Raw genomic sequence first — 16,364 nt, 5'->3', positions numbered from 1 at the left:
ACGTGCCGCGAGGGGGGCGTAATATGCGGCGGGCTGTCCTTATTGCGGTTCCCTACCTCTGGCTTTTGGCGCTGTTTCTGGTGCCCTTTCTCATCGTCTTCAAAATCTCGCTGTCGGACGCGGCGATTGCCCGACCGCCCTACTTCCCCCAGCTTGAGGTGTCCGAAGGTTGGTCAGGCCTAAAAGAGTTTTTTGCCGAGCTGGATTGGGAAAATTACATCTTCCTCGGCGAAGATGTCCTTTATTATCAGGCCTATCTCAGCTCACTCAAAATCGCACTCATCTCAACGGTACTAACCCTTTTGGTCGGCTATCCGATTGCCTATGGCATGGCGCGGGCGGCCCCCGAATGGCGCCCGACATTGTTGATGTTGATCATTTTGCCGTTCTGGACCAGCTTCTTGATCCGCGTTTATGCGTGGAAAGGCATCCTAAGCACCGAAGGGTTGCTAAACCAACTCTTGATGTCGCTGGGGATCATTTCCGACCCTCTGACCATTCTCAACACCAACACGGCCGTTTATATCGGCATCGTCTACACTTACCTGCCCTTCATGGTCCTTCCGATCTATTCGGCGTTAGAAAAGATGGATGATTCCTTGCTCGAAGCCGCCGAAGACCTTGGCTGTTCTCGCTTCCAAGCCTTCTGGCTTGTGACCTTTCCCATGTCGCGCGCTGGCGTTTTTGCCGGCTGCTTCCTCGTCTTTATTCCGGCTCTAGGTGAATTTGTCATTCCCTCGCTTCTCGGCGGGTCAGACACGCTGATGATCGGCAAGGTGCTCTACGAAGAGTTCTTCTCCAACCGCGATTGGCCCGTGGCAAGCGCAGTGGCGGTTATCTTGTTGTTGATCCTGATTGTGCCGATTGTCCTGTTCCAGCTTAACCAGCAAAAACAGCAGGAGGCAGAGCAATGAGACGGTTTTCCTGGTTCAACGTTACATCGCTGACGCTTGGTTTTGCCTTCCTCTATCTGCCGATGATCATTTTGGTCGTGTATAGCTTCAACTCCTCACGACTGGTCACGGTCTGGGCTGGTTTTTCGACCAAATGGTACGGCGAGCTTTTGCAAAACGAGGACTTTTTGCAAGCGGCTTGGGTCACCATCAAAGTCGCCTTCTTTGCGTCTTCCATTGCTACGGTTTTGGGCACGATGGCTGCCTATGTCCTTGTCCGAGGCGGGCGCTTTCATGGCCGCACATTGTTCTCGGGCATGATTTACGCGCCTCTGGTCATGCCCGAAGTCATCACCGGCCTGTCGCTTTTGCTTCTGTTCATTGGCATCGGCCTGGATCGGGGGATTTTGACCGTCATCTTAGCCCATACGACCTTTGCTATGTGTTACGTCTCAGTCGTTGTCAGCTCGCGTTTGATTAGCTTTGATAGATCATTGGAAGAAGCGGCGCTTGATCTCGGGTGTTCACCGTTCGAGGCCTTCCGCCTTGTCACCCTTCCCATTATCGCTCCGGCGGTCATCTCGGGTTGGTTGCTGGCCTTTACCCTGTCGCTCGACGATCTGGTCATTGCCTCCTTTACCACCGGTCCCGGTGCCACGACCCTACCGATCAAGGTGTTCTCTGCTGTGCGTCTCGGCGTGAGCCCCGAAATCAACGCGCTCTCCACCATCATGATTGGCATTGTCACTATCGGTGTGATCACCACGTCGCTCATCTCCAAGCGCTCGGCAATCAAACAAGCCCGCGAAGAACGCGCCGCAGATCGTAGCACATGAAACGCCTCTACGAACCCGCGGCCTATGCCGAACACAGCGGACGGTTCTGGGAAACCACAACACCTGTGCAAAATTGGCCCGTTTTGGACGCGGATCGCAACATCGACGTCGCGATCATTGGCGGCGGTTTCACCGGATTGAATGCCGCGCTTGGTTTGGCGCAATCGGGGTTAAACACAGCGGTTTTTGAGGCCATGCATCCCGCTTGGGGCGCGTCGGGGCGCAATGGCGGGTTTTGTTGTATGGGCGGTTCCATGCTTCCCCCCAAGCACATGCGCAAACGGTTTGGCGATGCCGCAACCGATGACTGGCATCAGACGCAACTCGCATCGATCCATCACGTTCAATCCTTGCTCACCGATCATTCCATCGACGTCGATGCGCATTCTCAGGGCGAAACATGCGTGGCCCATTCGGCGCGGGCGTGGCGGGCGATGCAGTCCGAGGCGACCGAGATCGAGACCCATTACGGCCTTTCGCCAACTCTGATCCCCAAGAGCGACCTTGCTCAAACTGGGTTGGGCGGCCCGTGGCATGGGGCAATGACAACCCCTATCGGTTTCGCCCTGAACCCACAGAAATACCACAACGGCTTGGCGCAACTGGCCCAAGGTGCCGGGGTGCCGCTGTTTGGCCAATCCCCGGTCACGGCCCTTTACCCGTCCGGCTCTGGTTGGACCCTTACGGTCGGAAACCATACCGTCACCGCCAAACAAGTTGTGTTGGCCACAAACGGCTATTCCTCGGATGACTTGCCCGATTGGATTGGCGCACGCTATCTTCCGGTTCAATCCAGCATCATTCTCACCCGCCCCCTAAGCCAAGACGAACAACAGGCAGCGGGCTGGTGGTCATCCCAGATGGTCTATGATTCACGACAGCTTTTGCATTATTTCAGGCTGCTGCCAGATGGCCGATTTATGTTTGGCATGCGGGGTGGGCTTCGGGCCACTCCTGCCGCTCAGGCCAAGATTGATCGGAAAATCCGTTCTGACTTCAACAAGATGTTCCCCGCTTGGGCCCATGTCGACATCACCCATGAATGGTCGGGGCTGGTCTCGCTTATGTCCGATCTTGTGCCGTTTGTTGGGCCGGTGCCTGATCATCCCGGTCTTTTTGCCGCCATGGGCTATCACGGCAACGGCGTCGCAATGAGCAGCTATTGCGGACATCTATTGTCCCAACACATGATCAAAAACCAACCGCTCCCCAAGGTGTTGCGCCAATCGCCAAAACGTATGCCACTCGGGCGGTATCGGCGCTATCTCTTGGCCCCGGCCTACACCATTTCCGAACTCTTTGACCTTTAGCCCTGTGGTGTCATTCCCGGCCGGGCTTTGCCGCGTTTCAACCCCAACTGGCGTTCGCGCCAGATGATCAATCCACCTGCCGCCATCACAATCGCCGACCCCGCAAGAACCATCTGTGTCGGCACTTCGTCAAAGAAGACATAGCCAAACAGAATGGCAAACAGGATCGACGCATAGTCAAACGGAGCCAAAAGCGCCGCTTCGGCATGTTTGTAAGATGCCGTCAGGAAGATTTGTGCGATGCCGCCGACAAGGCCCGAGGCAATCAACATCACTACCGCCGACATCCCCGGCCATGTCCAACCAAACGGCAAGGACAATAGCGAAAACAGGGTCGCAGTGAGCGAGAAATAAAACACAATGGCAGAGGTCTCTTCTGTCGCAACGAGTTTGCGGATGTGGATCTGGGCCAAAGCCCGCAGAACCGCCGAGATCAAAATGCAGATCACCCCCAACAGGGCCACATCGTCGATTTCATCGACTGACAAACGCGGCCACATCACCACCACAACCCCAACCAAGCCCAAGACAACAGCCGCCATTCGGAATAGGCGAAGGCGCTCGCCCAACAAAACCGCAGCGAAAATCACCGTCAACATTGGCGCGGCGTAGCCAATTGCGGTCACTTCAGGCAAAGGCAGGAAACCCAAGGACGCAAAGCCAAACCCCATCGCCGTCACCCCAATCGCCCCGCGCCAGAAATGCCCGATGGGGCGATTGACCTTGAACCCGGTTTTCAAATCGCCCCGCAAGGCGAGCCAACCAACAATGATTGGCATGGCAAAAAAGCTTCGGAAAAACACCGCCTCACCGGGCGGCACAAGATCGGCTGTCGCCTTGATCAAGGACGCCATAATAGTGAACAAAAAGACAGAGCATAGCTTTAACGCAATGCCGCGAAACGGGGACATGGTGGCTCCTTGCAGGGGATTGGTGCAAGGTGGGCTGAATGTTAGCGCAGGTCAAGCCGCCTCGGGCAACCGCGCGAACAAACAACCAACTGTTCTAGGTTGTCTCAAGGCAATGACGGCGAAACGCCCGTTTGAGCATGTCCAATTCGGCGCGCAGAAGTTCGACTTCGGCGCGAATGTCATCACCAAGAACCTCACCGGCAATCAGGGTGAAGCTATCCAAAACCACATCGGCATTGGCATCGGTGATCAAGAACGTTTGCACACCTTCACTCACCGCTTCGATCGGCACCGGGATTTGGATAACCCAGCGCCCCGGCTCTTTGGTTTCGCTCATCGTGACGCCACGCACAGGCAGGTCGCGCAGGGTTACAGCGATTTCCGGCTGGGCTGCGTCTTTTTCGATGGCGGTCAAAAGACCTTCCCAAAGGCCTTCGCGAAAGCGGGTTTTGGTGAGGGAAAAGGCACTCATAGCGTCGATGCTCCTGTCACAGTTCCGCCCGCTTGCGGCGGCTAAAGGTCAAATCCCGCAGGATCACCTGATTCATTTGTGGCCCTTCAAAGATCAGATCGAGCCACATTTTCTCGACCCGTTTTTCGTTGAGCTTGGTATAGGCCAGATCAAATTCCACAACGATGTCTTCTTCGTTCAACGGCAGTTCGCGCACGATCTGTTCGGTGTTGGGGCCGTGTTTGATGTTAAGCCGCGCAAAGATTTCCAGTGGCTTTTCCATTTCGACAATGGTTTCGATGCGGATCAAATGCTTGCGTAGCAAGCCCCGGCTCGCCTCTTCGGGAATATCGACGGCAAGCGATAGATACGAGCCATCGAACCGGAAGACGTCCATGCGCAACCCAAAGGCGGCCAAATCCTCTTCACGCATATTGCGGATTTGGCGCAGGGTGAGTTCGGAATGCTGGCAGTCGTGAAACAGCGTGACCTCGCCCCCCAGCATCGATTTTGTCTGAACCGAAGAGATACCGGGCACTGGCAAGGGGCCACACCACAGCTCAGGCCGCCACGCCCAATCGGCATCCGCAGGCCGTGGGAAAGACTGATTCCCGATATAGGGAAGCGCAAGACGTGATTCAGCCACATGGATGAGCTGATCGAGATGTTGTTTGAGTTTGCGTGCGCGTGCGCGTTGATTGCGCAGCTCGGTTAGGTCGGTTTTGTCAGCGGCCCGCGATGCCCGCGACCAGCGACGCAGCGCGCCCTGTTCCAACGAACGATCCAGCCAGCCCTGCTTTTCCCCACTCATGTTTTGCCCCCGCAAATCTGTCGTCTGAAACCGCCCACGACCATTTCGATGGGCCAACGCATTTGGCCCAACAGTAGTATTGCAAATCTTAACGCTTGAATAAACGCCCCATAAGCGTTTCTTCCTGCGGTTTTTTGGCGGGTTGCGTGGTCTCAGCCGCCATAGAGCTTGCACTCGGGCTTAGGGATGCGATTTTTGAATGAAGTTTGCGCAAAGCGCCGCCCCCTTTGGCTCCGGCATAGGGGCTTCCTTTTGGGGCATAAAGCGCAAGACCGACAAGGCGATCCCCTTGCAAAAACGCGCCGCGCCAATGCTTTTTGTCGCCGCCCTGCAATTGCGCATCGCCACCACCATCAAGGTTGGCCACAACAAACCCGTCGCCGGTTTCGCCGCCCAACAAGGGTGCGCCCGCAGTCACCGCCAATTGTTGTGGTGTGGGAAGGTCAGAAACTTTGCCCTTGGGGCCGACCGTGACGGTGATCAACAAAGGTTCAACCGCTGCCCCGACTTTGCCATCCGACAAGATGTGGCAGGACGCAATCAACGCAAACCCTCGTTCCTGGGAACTTTGTTTGGTCACCGGGTCAATGCAATATCCGTCGTGACCTGCAACCACAACATCACCACCCGCCAGAGAGGCGCGCGCCAGAGGCGGCTTGGTTTTGCTTGCCGCACCGGGCGTTTTGTCGCTGGATCCACCCAAAATGCCAGACAGGAACCCGTTTGATGCCGGTTTGGCTTGGGAATCTGGTTTGGAATCCGGGATTCCGCCTTCGCAGGCCATCAAGGACAGCGCCATCATCACCGCAGCACAGAACCGGATCACTCGCATCATGTCGTCACCACCCCCTTGGCGTTTTCTCCCCCATTCGGCAGAGTTTCTCTGGGAATAGCGAAGCGCCGAGGAACGGACAAGGTGAAACCACGGGGAAAGCGCGGCCCCGAACATCCAGCTGGGGCCGCGCCAATTGCTAGTCTAAACTCACATGTAATCCCATGACGCCGGTACAAAGCGGAACCCGTCACCCGCCTTTTCAACGAAACCGACACCGGGGAACGGCATGTGCATTCCCGCGATTTTCTGACCGCTTTGCACAACTGACGCAAAGGCATCAGCCCGTGTTTTAGCCGCCAGTTCCTGATCGGTATCAAACCCGATGGTTACCTCGGGGCGTGCCATCTGAACCGGGGCCACATGAACCACATCGCCCCAAATCAACAGGCTGTCCCCAGCGGATTCAATCATCACACCTTGGTGGCCAACCGTGTGACCGGGCATGGGGCGCCCGACCAGACCGGGGGCCAGATCGGCTTCGCCTTCGACGATCCGCACCCGATCTTGATAGGCGGCAATCACGCCCATGGCCAAGTCAAAGCCACCGCGGAATTGTTCGGGTGCTTGGGCTTGGATGTCTTTGGAGGTCCAGAAATCCACGTCCGCCTTTGTCACGACCAGTTCCGCGTTGGGATACATCGCTGCGCCATCCTTGATCGCGCCGCCGATGTGATCGCCATGCATATGGGTCACGATGAGCTTTGAGACATCGCCCGGCATAACGCCCAGCGCGGCCAACACTTCGGCCACATCGCCTAGTGAGGGTCCAAAAACCCCACCCGTTCCGGCATCGATCAACCAGTTTTCGCCACCCGATTGAACGAGGTAGGCATTGACCGCAGCGCGAAAGTTCTCTGGGTCTTGATAGCCTTGCCTAAGCAGCGCAGCGATGTCATCCGGACCGGCCCCCTGCAACATGTCCAAGGGCATATTGAAATAACCATCAGAAATCGCAGTGACGACCATGTCGCCGACTTTAAACTTCTGGGCGGCAATGACTTGGGCCCCGTGACCGTCAGCGGCAACAGCGATGGGAACAATCCCAGCAGTCGCGGCCAAAGCGGCAGCGGCGGGAAAAGTTTTGAGGAATGTGCGGCGCTTCATAGCAGTATCCTTCTGCGTTTAAACAACGCCCTAAGGATAGGGCATCTTGCCCTAGCGGAAAGGGCCGGTCATATTTTTTCTCAACTGCTTAGTTGGAACTCAAAATTAGAGAGCCAAACAGGCTTTGATCGCGGAGACGTCGACGTTGGGCACCGCACCCTTTTCGACGGAAACTAGGTCATCCACATGAATCCCCAAATCGGGGCTAACACGTGTGACCCATGTCGATCCGTGTTCGGTAAATTCGCGGATGGCCCAGGTGTCGTAGGTTTTACCGTCCAGCCAGTAATCAACATCTTTACCGATCACAAAGAACGCGCCCGAGTCCGCCGCTTTACCCGGAGCGAATGGCCAGATTGCATCGATCCCGTCTAGGAACGGATTGTAGCCGCCGTCGCAATGCAAGGATGTCGCCCCGTAGGTGTAGCGGGCCATGTAGCTTCCGTATTCATGATGCTCGACCATGCCAACAAAACTTGTGTCGTCCGATCCCAGCACTGAGATGGTTTCGGTGACGATGGGCACTTCGCCGCCCTCATAGACGCCATATACAAATTTTGTACCGGTGGCCGGGGCGCTATACCCTTGGGCAATCGCCATAGTAGGCAAGGCAAGCACCGCAAAAATCGGCAAACCCATTCTTCGCATCACATCTCTCCCCTGCTTCGCGTTGTCCAGAGGGTAGTCAAATAATGCGTTGCGACAACCCTTTAGGCCCTGTCCAAACAAACGCCCCACGAAGAAACCTTCGCGGGGCCCTCATTTTAGGTTTTCAAATCGACTTAAAACTTGCCGATTGACCAGAAGAAGGTTTCGCCGGAGCTATCATCAACACCATCATTGTCGGTGCTGACAAAGGTAGTTCCGTCCGGCAAGATCGCCAAACCCTCAACCTTGTCGGTGACATAGCCACCAAAGGCCTGCAAATCGGGGATCAGATCGCGGACCTCTTCTTTGGACACAACTGGCAGGTCACCACCCAGCTTGGCTGGCACCATCTCGGCCAATGGAATGCGGTAGATTTTCTTGGTCACCACATCTGCACCGATTTGGTTGTCACGTTCGATGACATAGACAAAATCGCCATGGGCCACGATCTCTGACAAGCCAACCCAACCCTTTTTAGGCTCGGCCTTGGGATAGTGAACCGCGCCCCATTCCTTGGTTTCAAGGTTATAGGAAACAAGCTTTACATGGTTCTTGGGGTCGTCTTTCCATTCGCGCTGAACGGCCATCCATAGGGTGTCGCCAACCTTGGTGATCCCTTCGAAACCAAACCGTTCTTCAACCTCCATCAACGCGGCCGGAAGACCGATTTCCTGTTTGTGGCTTTTGATCAGACCGTCAGCCGTAACATGATAGATCGCATGGGGAATGGCGCGATCTGTCCGCCCTTCAGACGCCAGATAAAAACCACCCTTGCCGTCCAGCGTGATCCCTTCGAGGTCAAGCTTTTGCGCCGGGGCACCATTGGCGCGGTGAACGCGGATCACGTCAACAATCTTGGCCGGTGTCTGGCTTGGATCAATCTTGAAGATCGACGGTTGGAAGCCATAAAAGCTGTCATTCACAGCGTAAATCATGCCGTTTTCGTCGGCGACCATGCCCGAAATCGCGCCCCAGCCGATCAACTCTTCGGCCCCTTTTGAGGTCAGGGTTGGATATTGCGCCGCCGCGTCCTGCAATTCGAACAGCATAACATGGGCACGCGGGCCGCCATCTTCGATCAGGTCTTTTTCATTGGCAGACACCAAGAGATTACGCTCTGGCAGGGCCACATAGCCCTCTGGGCCAACACCCGACGGAAGGATTTGTTTTAGAACCGGAGTGGCCAGATCGGTGACGTCATACACCCCAACGGCGGACCCACGTTCAGAGCCAACAAACACATAAGGCGTGTCGCCGAATTTGGCGAATTCGATGCTTTCCGGTTCAACACCTTTGCTATCGGATCGCTTGTCGGGGTAGTGGCCGATCTGAACCAAAGCGTGCTCAAAGCTCACACCGCTTTCATACACAACCGACCCGTCTTTGTGAAAGATCGTCCAGCCGCGCGAACCGCCGTCCATGTCACCTTCGTTGGCGGTGGCAAAGTGATCGCCATCGATCCATTTCACCGCATCAGGTTCACGCACCACAGCCTTTTGGCTTTCGGTAAAGAGAAGCGCGCCGCGTTCATCCGTGGCGTCGATCCCATCAAGGTCAACAGCACCAGCAGAGAAGTGATTGAGCACCTCACCGTCTTTGGACACCACAACCAAATGGTTGTTTTCCTGCATGGTGACAATGATTTCACCGTTTTCGTTGATATCAACAAATTCGGGTTCTGGGTCTTCTGGCGACACCTCGGCCAGTCCGGTCATCTCAACCTTGTTAAGCGTATCGCAATCCAACACACCTTCGGCGGTCAGTCCAATGGTGACCAGAAAACCCGCAGGCAACTGCCCGGTACGCCCATCGCCCAAATCTTCGTCACGCTCGTTTTCTATTGCTACGGCGGCAAAGGAACCGTCCTTGGCAATCGCAACACTATCGGGTTGGCCGCCAAGATCACAGCGATCGGTTTCAAGACCATCGGCAATGTTGATCGACGCCAAAAAGCCCGACGGATCGGTGTAGCTTTGTGATGTGTTTACACCCACGATGGCAAACCCACCGATGATGCCAACCGATGTCGGTTCGCCGTCCAATGCGATATTGCCAAGCGGCTTGGGGTTGGTGGCGTCGGTGATGTCGATGCGACCCAAAACGCCAAGCGGGCTATCGGTATACACCAATGTGTTGCCATCGGCTGTGGCTGCGATGATCTCAGCCGAGGTTTCGGCACCACGTCCGTCGGCATCGGCGATGTTCAATGGTGTGGCAAAGCTGGCGATGCGGTTGAAATTCATGTCCGCCAGCGCAGAGTTGGCACAAAGCGCCAAGATGCTGGTCAGGCAAAGCGTTCTAAAAGGCATAGGATCCCCCTGTCATGTGGTCCACACGCGGCAATCGTTGGAATTCGTAACAGGGGGATGACGCTTTTGTAACCGTGTGTTGAATTGTTAACGCGACAGGCTCTCGGCAAGGCGCATTAGGGTGATCGCCTCTTGGCGATATCCATAGGGGTCCGCGCCCTTAGCCCCCTGCGCCAAGGTGATAGCCTCGCCAAAGGACCAATCACCAATAAGATCAGACCCACGTAGGATTTGCCCGAACCCGGCAATCGCCAGAGCGAAATTGGCATCTGGCAAGGGCGGCATATCGGCCAAAATCGGGGTTTCGATCAGCTGGCTTTCATCTGCACCCGGCGCTTTGTAGCGCAAGCGCAAGAACCCCAACTCATTGCTGTTTGCTGGTTCTGGCGCTGTGCCATAGCGCAGCGGATCAGTTAGCCGCGCATCGGACCCAACCGGCGTGATCTCATAGATCGCCGTGACCTGATGGCCCGCGCCAATTTCACCGGCATCCACCTTGTCATTGTTAAAATCCTCGCGGTTGAGCGCGCGGGTTTCATACCCAATCAGGCGGTATTCAGCGACCAAGGCCGGGTTAAACTCGACCTGAATTTTCACATCATCGGCGATCGGCACCAAGGCCCCGGTGAGCTGATCCACCAACACCTTTTGCGCCTCGGCCAACGTGTCGATATAGGCCGCCATGCCGTTGCCGGTTTGGGCCAGTGCCTGCATCGTCGCATCATCGAGATTGCCGCGCCCAAAACCCAAAACCGAGAGGTATGTGCCGCTGTCGCGTTCCTTAGCGATATAGGTTTCAAGCTCGTCGGGATCGTGAATGCCGATGTTGAAATCACCATCGGTGGCAAGGATCACGCGCGATACCTCACCCTCCTCAGCCATCTCCTTGGCGGTGGCATAGGCCTGTTGCAAACCGGCCTGCCCTGCGGTGCCGCCACCGGCATGCAGGTTGTCCAGTGCCGCCAAAATCGTGTCGCGATCTGTGGCCGGGGTCGGGTCCAACACCCGCCCAGCGCTCCCGGCATAGGTGACAATCGAGACGCTGTCGTTTTCGGTGAGCTGCCCCAGCATCAAGCGGAAGCTTTGTTTTAACAGTGGCAGTTTGTTGGGCTGATCCATACTCCCCGAGGTGTCGATCAGGAACACCAGGTTCATCGCCGGGCGTTCGGCCGGCATCGTCCCCTGAAGGCCGATATGAACGATCTGAGTGCCGTCTTTCCACGGTGTATCGGATACGCCAATGCTGGCCTTAAACGGCTGATCGCCAGTTGGTGCCGGGTAATCGTAGGAAAAGTAATTCACCATCTCCTCGATCCGCACCGCGCCTTCGGGGGGCAAATTGCCGTAGGTCAGCGAGTTGCGGATGATCGACCAGCTGGCGGTATCCACGTCGATGGAAAAGGTCGACACAGGCTCTTCTGCGGTGACCTTCAGCGGGTTCGCCTCTGCCTCAGAAAAGGCTTCGGTGTTGGCTTCTGGCGCTACGATCATGTCGCGTTGCGGTTTCGCCAACTGCGCCGGTGCTCCGGCGGCAACACGCGATTTGGCCATCGGAGAAGGTGCTGGCATTGGACTTGCAGCAACGCTCGTATCAATGTCTGCATGAAATTCGGTTACAGCCACATCATCGCTCAACGCGCCAATCTCTGCCGAACCGGCAAGCGCAACGTCCCCTTCCGCTCTTGGTTCTGCTTCTTCGACCTCAACCGGCGGCGGGGTTGCAGACAAAAGCCCGCCCTGTGGTCCACTTTGTTCTGTCACAATCAAGTCGGGGCCGTTTGGCAAATTGTCCCACAGCACCGGCACAAACACCACCAAGCCCAAAGCGGCTAAAGCCGTGGAGGCGGTCAAAATCCCTTTGGTTGAAAAATGGGCAATCATGTTTCGTACTCCTCTAAACAGCCCCGTTTTGGGGTCTTCAGAGGTCAGACGCGCGTCATCCGCCTTTCCTTGGCGAGAAAATTGCAAATCATCAAAATTTTCTAGGGCGAGCGAAAAATTCTCGGCTTTGCGGGTGGCATCCGGATCGGGCGTGGCCGCATCCAGCGCACGTTTGAGATCGTCAAACTCACTCATAGCTGGGCCTCCTTCATCGCTTTTAGCTTCTTCTTTGCCTCGGACATGCGCCAGCTGATCGTGCCTTCGGAGACGCCCAAAATCTCGGCCACTTGGGCGTGATTTAATCCTTCAAGCACCAAAACAAGCGTTTCGCGCAGCTCGGGCGGGGTGAGCGTATCCATCGCAAGACGTAACCAATCGGTGCGCTCTTGTGCTTCGACCTCGGCGGCGCGGCGCGACACTTCCCAATCGCCCCAACCACTTGCGGCTTTGGCATGGGTTGATCGACGCCGATGCCGATCGCGCGCGGCGTTCACGACAATCCGGTACAACCATGTCGTCACCCGCGCATCACCGCGAAATTTAGACAGTTTTGCAGGTAAAGCGGCACAAACATCCTGTACCAAATCCTCGGCCTCGGCCCGATTGCCAGATAGCTTGAACGCCAAGCCAAACATGCGGTCATAGACACGGGACAACAGCGCTCCAAACGCCTCCCGGTCTCCCTCTGCCGCCGCAAGGGCCAAGTCTTCATCACTCGTCGTCATACGCATCATGTGCATTGGACGCAGCCCGATGCACAATCCTTGGAAACCTTACCAAGTTTTTTCGTTTCTGGCGGTTAGCCCAGCAAATCGCGGGTCATATCGCTGTTGGGATTGGCCAGCGCCTCGATCACATCAAAATGGTTTCGTCCGGTCACAACCTGATGGCCACACCCCCACGCCTCGGCCAACCAACGCGCTTGATCCAAGAACACTGGCCGTTCATCTCCACCAACCCAAACCGTGACGGGCGCGGTTGGTTTTGGTTGAAAAATCGGGCTTTCGGCTTGGGCTTCGGCCTCATCAACGCGCAGATCGCTGTTCATTGTGAGTTGCATAAGGGGGCGCAAGTCGGACACCGGCGAAATCGGCTGAACCTTGGCCAAGCGGGCGGCGATATCATCGGGCAACACCCCCGGCGCGCACATCCGCGCCACCAAATGACCACCGGCAGAATGCCCCGACAGGCGCACAGGCCCGTCAATTTCCCGTGCCGCGACCGTGACGGCATTGGCGATCTGACGAGTGATGTCGCCAATGCGCACCCGCGGGCACAAATCATAAGACGGCATCGCAACGGCCCAGCCGTTAGCCTGTGCACCCGCCGCCAGATGTGACCAATAGGACCGGTCAAACTTCATCCAATACCCACCATGCACAAAGACAACCAAACCCTTGGGCGTCCCTTCTGGCATGAACAAATCCAAAACCTCGCGCGTGCCGTGACCATACATCAGGCCAAGCCGCGCCCGCCCGGTTAACGCCTGTGATTTGCGAAAGGCATCGGCCTCCGCCTCCCATTTTGCAGGGTAGCTTTCCCCGTTCGGAATATACGGGGCATTGGCATAGGCGTCATCTAGGTCCATCGGGTCTTCTCATTTGGCTATATACATTCACTTCACCAGATGCTCTGCCTCTTGCCAAGCAAGAAACGCCTTAGGAAGACACCATGACCGCTACCAACCTCAAAAGCCTGCTCAAAGATCCGTCGCTGCTCGAGACCCGCGCCTATATCAATGGCGCATGGGTCGACGGCCAAGGTCAGATTGACGTCGACAACCCGGCGCGCGGCGACATCATCGCGCAGGTGGCCGATCTGTCGCGCGACCAAGTCGCCGGGGCCATCGACGCCGCCTATGTGGCGCAAAAAGAGTGGGCGCAATGGACGGGCAAAGAGCGCGCCAATGTGCTGCGCAAATGGTTTGATCTGATGATGGCGAACCAAGACGACCTTGCCACAATCATGACCGCGGAACAGGGCAAACCATTAGCCGAGGCCAAGGGCGAAGTTGCCTATGGTGCGTCTTTCATCGAGTTTTTCGCCGAAGAGGCCAAACGCATCTACGGCGAGACGATACCGGGCCACATGCGCGACAAACGCATCATGGTGATGAAGCAACCCATCGGCGTTGCGGCCTCGATCACGCCATGGAACTTTCCCAACGCGATGATCACTCGCAAGGCCGCACCTGCGCTGGCCGCTGGCTGTGCCTTTGTTGGTCGCCCGGCGTCGGAAACCCCGCTGTCGGCTTTGGCCTTGGCGGTTCTGGCGGACCGCGCGGGCATCCCCGCCGGTGTGTTCAACATCCTTCCCGGTTCCGACGCGTCAGGCATCGGCAAAGAGTTCTGCGAAAACACCAAGGTGCGCAAGCTGACCTTTACCGGCTCGACCGGCGTTGGTCGTATCCTGCTGGCCCAAGCCGCGCATAACGTGATGAAATGCTCGATGGAGCTGGGCGGCAACGCGCCCTTTATCGTGTTTGACGATGCCGATATTGATGCAGCCGTTGAGGGCGCAATCATCTGCAAATTCCGCAACAACGGCCAAACCTGCGTCTGCGCCAACCGCATCTATGTGCAATCCGGCGTTTACGACGAATTCAGCGAAAAGCTCGCTGCGAAGGTGTCCCAAATGAAAGTCGGCGACGGTCTCGAAGCCGGTTCCGAACTCGGGCCTCTCATCACCCCTGCGGCGATCCAAAAGGTTCAAGATCACATCGCCGACGCCAAAGCCAAGGGCGGCGAAGTTGTCTATGCGGGCGAAACCCCGCAGTCGCCGGGCAACTTCCTCGCCCCGACGATCATCAAGGGCGCAACCCGCGACATGGACGTGTCGACCGAAGAAACCTTTGGCCCCCTCGCCCCGATCTTCAAGTTTGAGAGCGAAGACGAAGTCATCGAGCTGGCCAATGACACCATCTTTGGCCTCGCCTCCTATTTCTATGCCAAAGACCTCAGCCGCGTGTACAAAGTCGCCGAAGCGCTGGAATATGGCATCGTTGGCGTGAACACCGGCATCATCTCAACCGAAAACGCCCCCTTTGGCGGTGTCAAACAATCCGGTTTGGGACGCGAAGGCAGCCACCACGGGATCGAGGATTACCTCGAATTGAAATACGTCTGCCTAACGGTTTAAACCAACAGGGCGGGCCTAAAACCCGCCCCCTCATCTTGCACAAAAAAATCTCTGATCCCAAGCTGTTGAGCCTTCGTGATGCCGCGAATGACCGGTCTTGGAAACTGGGCGATCTATCTATTGAAGGTCGACCCAGAACGCTTGGCCGCGTGAAGATCGTTGGCAGGCGTCCACAAAACGCACCCCGTCCAACCCGTCTTCAACACCCAATGTATGTCTGGACTCGCCTTGCGATTTGATAACCTGTGCCGCCTCCCGATAAAGGGTCGCAAAGGCCTCTAGGTATCCCTCGGGATGACCGGCAGGAATACGCGTTACAGCAGATGCCGAGCTGTTCGCCGAGGCCCCGCCGCGTGTCAACATTTGCGGCGCTTTCCCCAGTTCACTAAACCAGAGCACATTCGGATTTTCCTGTGCCCAACGTAGCGCGCCTTTTGACCCATAGACAGCTAGGGTCAGATCATTCTCATGGCCAATCGCCACCTGACTGGCCCAGATATGAGCGCGTGCACCGCCGCTGAAACGCAATGCTACTCGCGCGTCGTCATCAACCATCCGCCCCGCCACGTTAGACGTAAGCATCGCGCTAAGCGCGGTTGCGTGTTGGCCAGAAACGAAACAGGCCAGATTGTAGGCATGGGTGCCAATGTCACCAATCGCGCCGCCACCGGCTTGGGCCGCATCCAAACGCCACTTGGCTTGCTTGTTGTCCGCGTCGGGGGCCTCGCTCAGCCAATCTTGCAGATAGTTGGCCTCGATAAACCGAATATCCCCCAAAGCGCCCTCGGCTACCATCTGCTTGGCCTGCCGGATCATCGGATATCCGGTGTAATTATGGGTCAAAAAGAAATGCCCTTTGGATGCCTGTGCAGCGCTCATGAGGCTTTCTGCTTGTGCCAATGTCGCGGTCATGGGCTTGTCGCAAATAACCGAAATATCATGCGCCAAGAAGGCCTCGGCGATGGGGCCGTGCAAGTGGTTAGGCGTTACAATGGACACCGCATCAATCCCGTCCGGTCGCGCGGCTTCGACCTTGGCCATCTCACGAAAATCTGCATAGGAACGATCTGCGGCGATACCCAGTTCAGCGGCGGAGGCGTGCGCGCGCGTTGGGTCCGAGGAAAACGCACCTGCCACGAGATCAAAGCAACCGTCCAATCGCGATGCCATGCGGTGCACCCCGCCGATAAATGCGCCTTGGCCGCCTCCGACCATGCCAAGTTTGAGCGGTGCCATC

The 16,364-nt window shown here is 56.7% G+C and carries 15 protein-coding genes; 4 read left to right on the top strand and 11 right to left on the bottom strand.

The window, feature by feature from the left end:
• Positions 1-23 precede the first annotated feature (23 nt).
• The 3 genes from Q1A43_RS19670 to Q1A43_RS19660 are packed head-to-tail and all read left to right on the top strand — an operon-like array spanning position 24 to position 3,039.
• Positions 24-914, top strand: coding sequence for an ABC transporter permease subunit (locus tag Q1A43_RS19670; protein WP_299938074.1), 891 nt, complete (start codon positions 24-26; stop codon positions 912-914).
• Positions 911-1,729 (top strand): ABC transporter permease, encoded by an 819-nt coding sequence (locus Q1A43_RS19665; RefSeq protein ID WP_299938072.1) that lies wholly within the window; start codon positions 911-913, stop codon positions 1,727-1,729. The genes Q1A43_RS19670 and Q1A43_RS19665 overlap by 4 nt, the downstream gene beginning before the upstream one ends.
• On the top strand, positions 1,726-3,039 hold the full coding sequence (locus Q1A43_RS19660) for an FAD-binding oxidoreductase (RefSeq protein WP_299938069.1): 1,314 nt from the start codon (positions 1,726-1,728) through the stop codon (positions 3,037-3,039). The genes Q1A43_RS19665 and Q1A43_RS19660 overlap by 4 nt, the downstream gene beginning before the upstream one ends.
• Here the strand turns inward: Q1A43_RS19660 and Q1A43_RS19655 are convergent.
• The 10 genes from Q1A43_RS19655 to Q1A43_RS19610 all read right to left on the bottom strand — a co-directional run bounded on the left by Q1A43_RS19655 (position 3,036) and on the right by Q1A43_RS19610 (position 13,577).
• The gene (locus tag Q1A43_RS19655) at positions 3,036-3,950 is read right to left on the bottom strand and encodes a DMT family transporter (protein WP_299938066.1); all 915 of its coding nucleotides are present in this window, start codon (positions 3,948-3,950) and stop codon (positions 3,036-3,038) included. The genes Q1A43_RS19660 and Q1A43_RS19655 overlap by 4 nt on opposite strands.
• A 94-nt stretch (positions 3,951-4,044) precedes the next feature.
• Positions 4,045-4,422, bottom strand: a complete 378-nt coding sequence (locus Q1A43_RS19650; RefSeq protein ID WP_299929245.1) for a hypothetical protein — start codon at positions 4,420-4,422, stop codon at positions 4,045-4,047.
• Positions 4,423-4,438: 16 nt separating this feature from the next.
• Positions 4,439-5,212 (bottom strand): DUF6478 family protein, encoded by a 774-nt coding sequence (locus Q1A43_RS19645; RefSeq protein WP_299929242.1) that lies wholly within the window; start codon positions 5,210-5,212, stop codon positions 4,439-4,441.
• 88 nt (positions 5,213-5,300) lie between these two features.
• The gene (locus tag Q1A43_RS19640; protein ID WP_299938063.1) at positions 5,301-6,047 is read right to left on the bottom strand and encodes a dihydroxy-acid dehydratase; all 747 of its coding nucleotides are present in this window, start codon (positions 6,045-6,047) and stop codon (positions 5,301-5,303) included.
• A 147-nt stretch (positions 6,048-6,194) separates the two neighbouring features.
• A complete protein-coding gene (locus Q1A43_RS19635) occupies positions 6,195-7,151 on the bottom strand; it encodes an MBL fold metallo-hydrolase (protein ID WP_299938061.1) in 957 nt (318 codons plus the stop codon).
• A 105-nt stretch (positions 7,152-7,256) separates the two neighbouring features.
• Complete coding sequence (locus Q1A43_RS19630) at positions 7,257-7,799, bottom strand: hypothetical protein (RefSeq protein ID WP_299938059.1); 543 nt, start codon at positions 7,797-7,799, stop codon at positions 7,257-7,259.
• A gap of 134 nt (positions 7,800-7,933) precedes the next feature.
• Positions 7,934-10,108 carry an esterase-like activity of phytase family protein gene (locus tag Q1A43_RS19625; protein ID WP_299938057.1) on the bottom strand — a complete coding sequence of 725 codons (2,175 nt, stop codon included), beginning with the start codon at positions 10,106-10,108 and terminating at the stop codon, positions 7,934-7,936.
• 87 nt (positions 10,109-10,195) lie between these two features.
• Positions 10,196-12,184 carry a VWA domain-containing protein gene (locus Q1A43_RS19620; protein WP_299938055.1) on the bottom strand — a complete coding sequence of 663 codons (1,989 nt, stop codon included), beginning with the start codon at positions 12,182-12,184 and terminating at the stop codon, positions 10,196-10,198.
• Positions 12,181-12,714 carry an RNA polymerase sigma factor gene (locus Q1A43_RS19615; protein ID WP_299938053.1) on the bottom strand — a complete coding sequence of 178 codons (534 nt, stop codon included), beginning with the start codon at positions 12,712-12,714 and terminating at the stop codon, positions 12,181-12,183. Before Q1A43_RS19615 ends, Q1A43_RS19620 begins: the two co-directional genes overlap by 4 nt.
• A gap of 74 nt (positions 12,715-12,788) precedes the next feature.
• A complete protein-coding gene (locus Q1A43_RS19610; protein ID WP_299938051.1) occupies positions 12,789-13,577 on the bottom strand; it encodes an alpha/beta hydrolase in 789 nt (262 codons plus the stop codon).
• Positions 13,578-13,660: 83 nt separating this feature from the next.
• Between Q1A43_RS19610 and Q1A43_RS19605 the strand changes: the two genes are divergently transcribed.
• On the top strand, positions 13,661-15,127 hold the full coding sequence (locus Q1A43_RS19605; protein WP_299938049.1) for an NAD-dependent succinate-semialdehyde dehydrogenase: 1,467 nt from the start codon (positions 13,661-13,663) through the stop codon (positions 15,125-15,127).
• Positions 15,128-15,244: 117 nt separating this feature from the next.
• Here Q1A43_RS19605 and Q1A43_RS19600 read toward each other — a convergent pair whose 3' ends face one another.
• Entirely contained in the window at positions 15,245-16,363 is a 1,119-nt protein-coding gene (locus Q1A43_RS19600) for a Gfo/Idh/MocA family oxidoreductase (protein WP_299938047.1), read from the bottom strand.
• Position 16,364: the final 1 nt, after the last annotated feature.

This window comes from uncultured Pelagimonas sp. (assembly GCF_947498515.1).
GTDB lineage: Bacteria > Pseudomonadota > Alphaproteobacteria > Rhodobacterales > Rhodobacteraceae > Pelagimonas.
The sequence above is the reverse complement of the archived record's forward strand: the minus strand, read 5'-3'. Positions and strand labels throughout refer to the sequence as shown.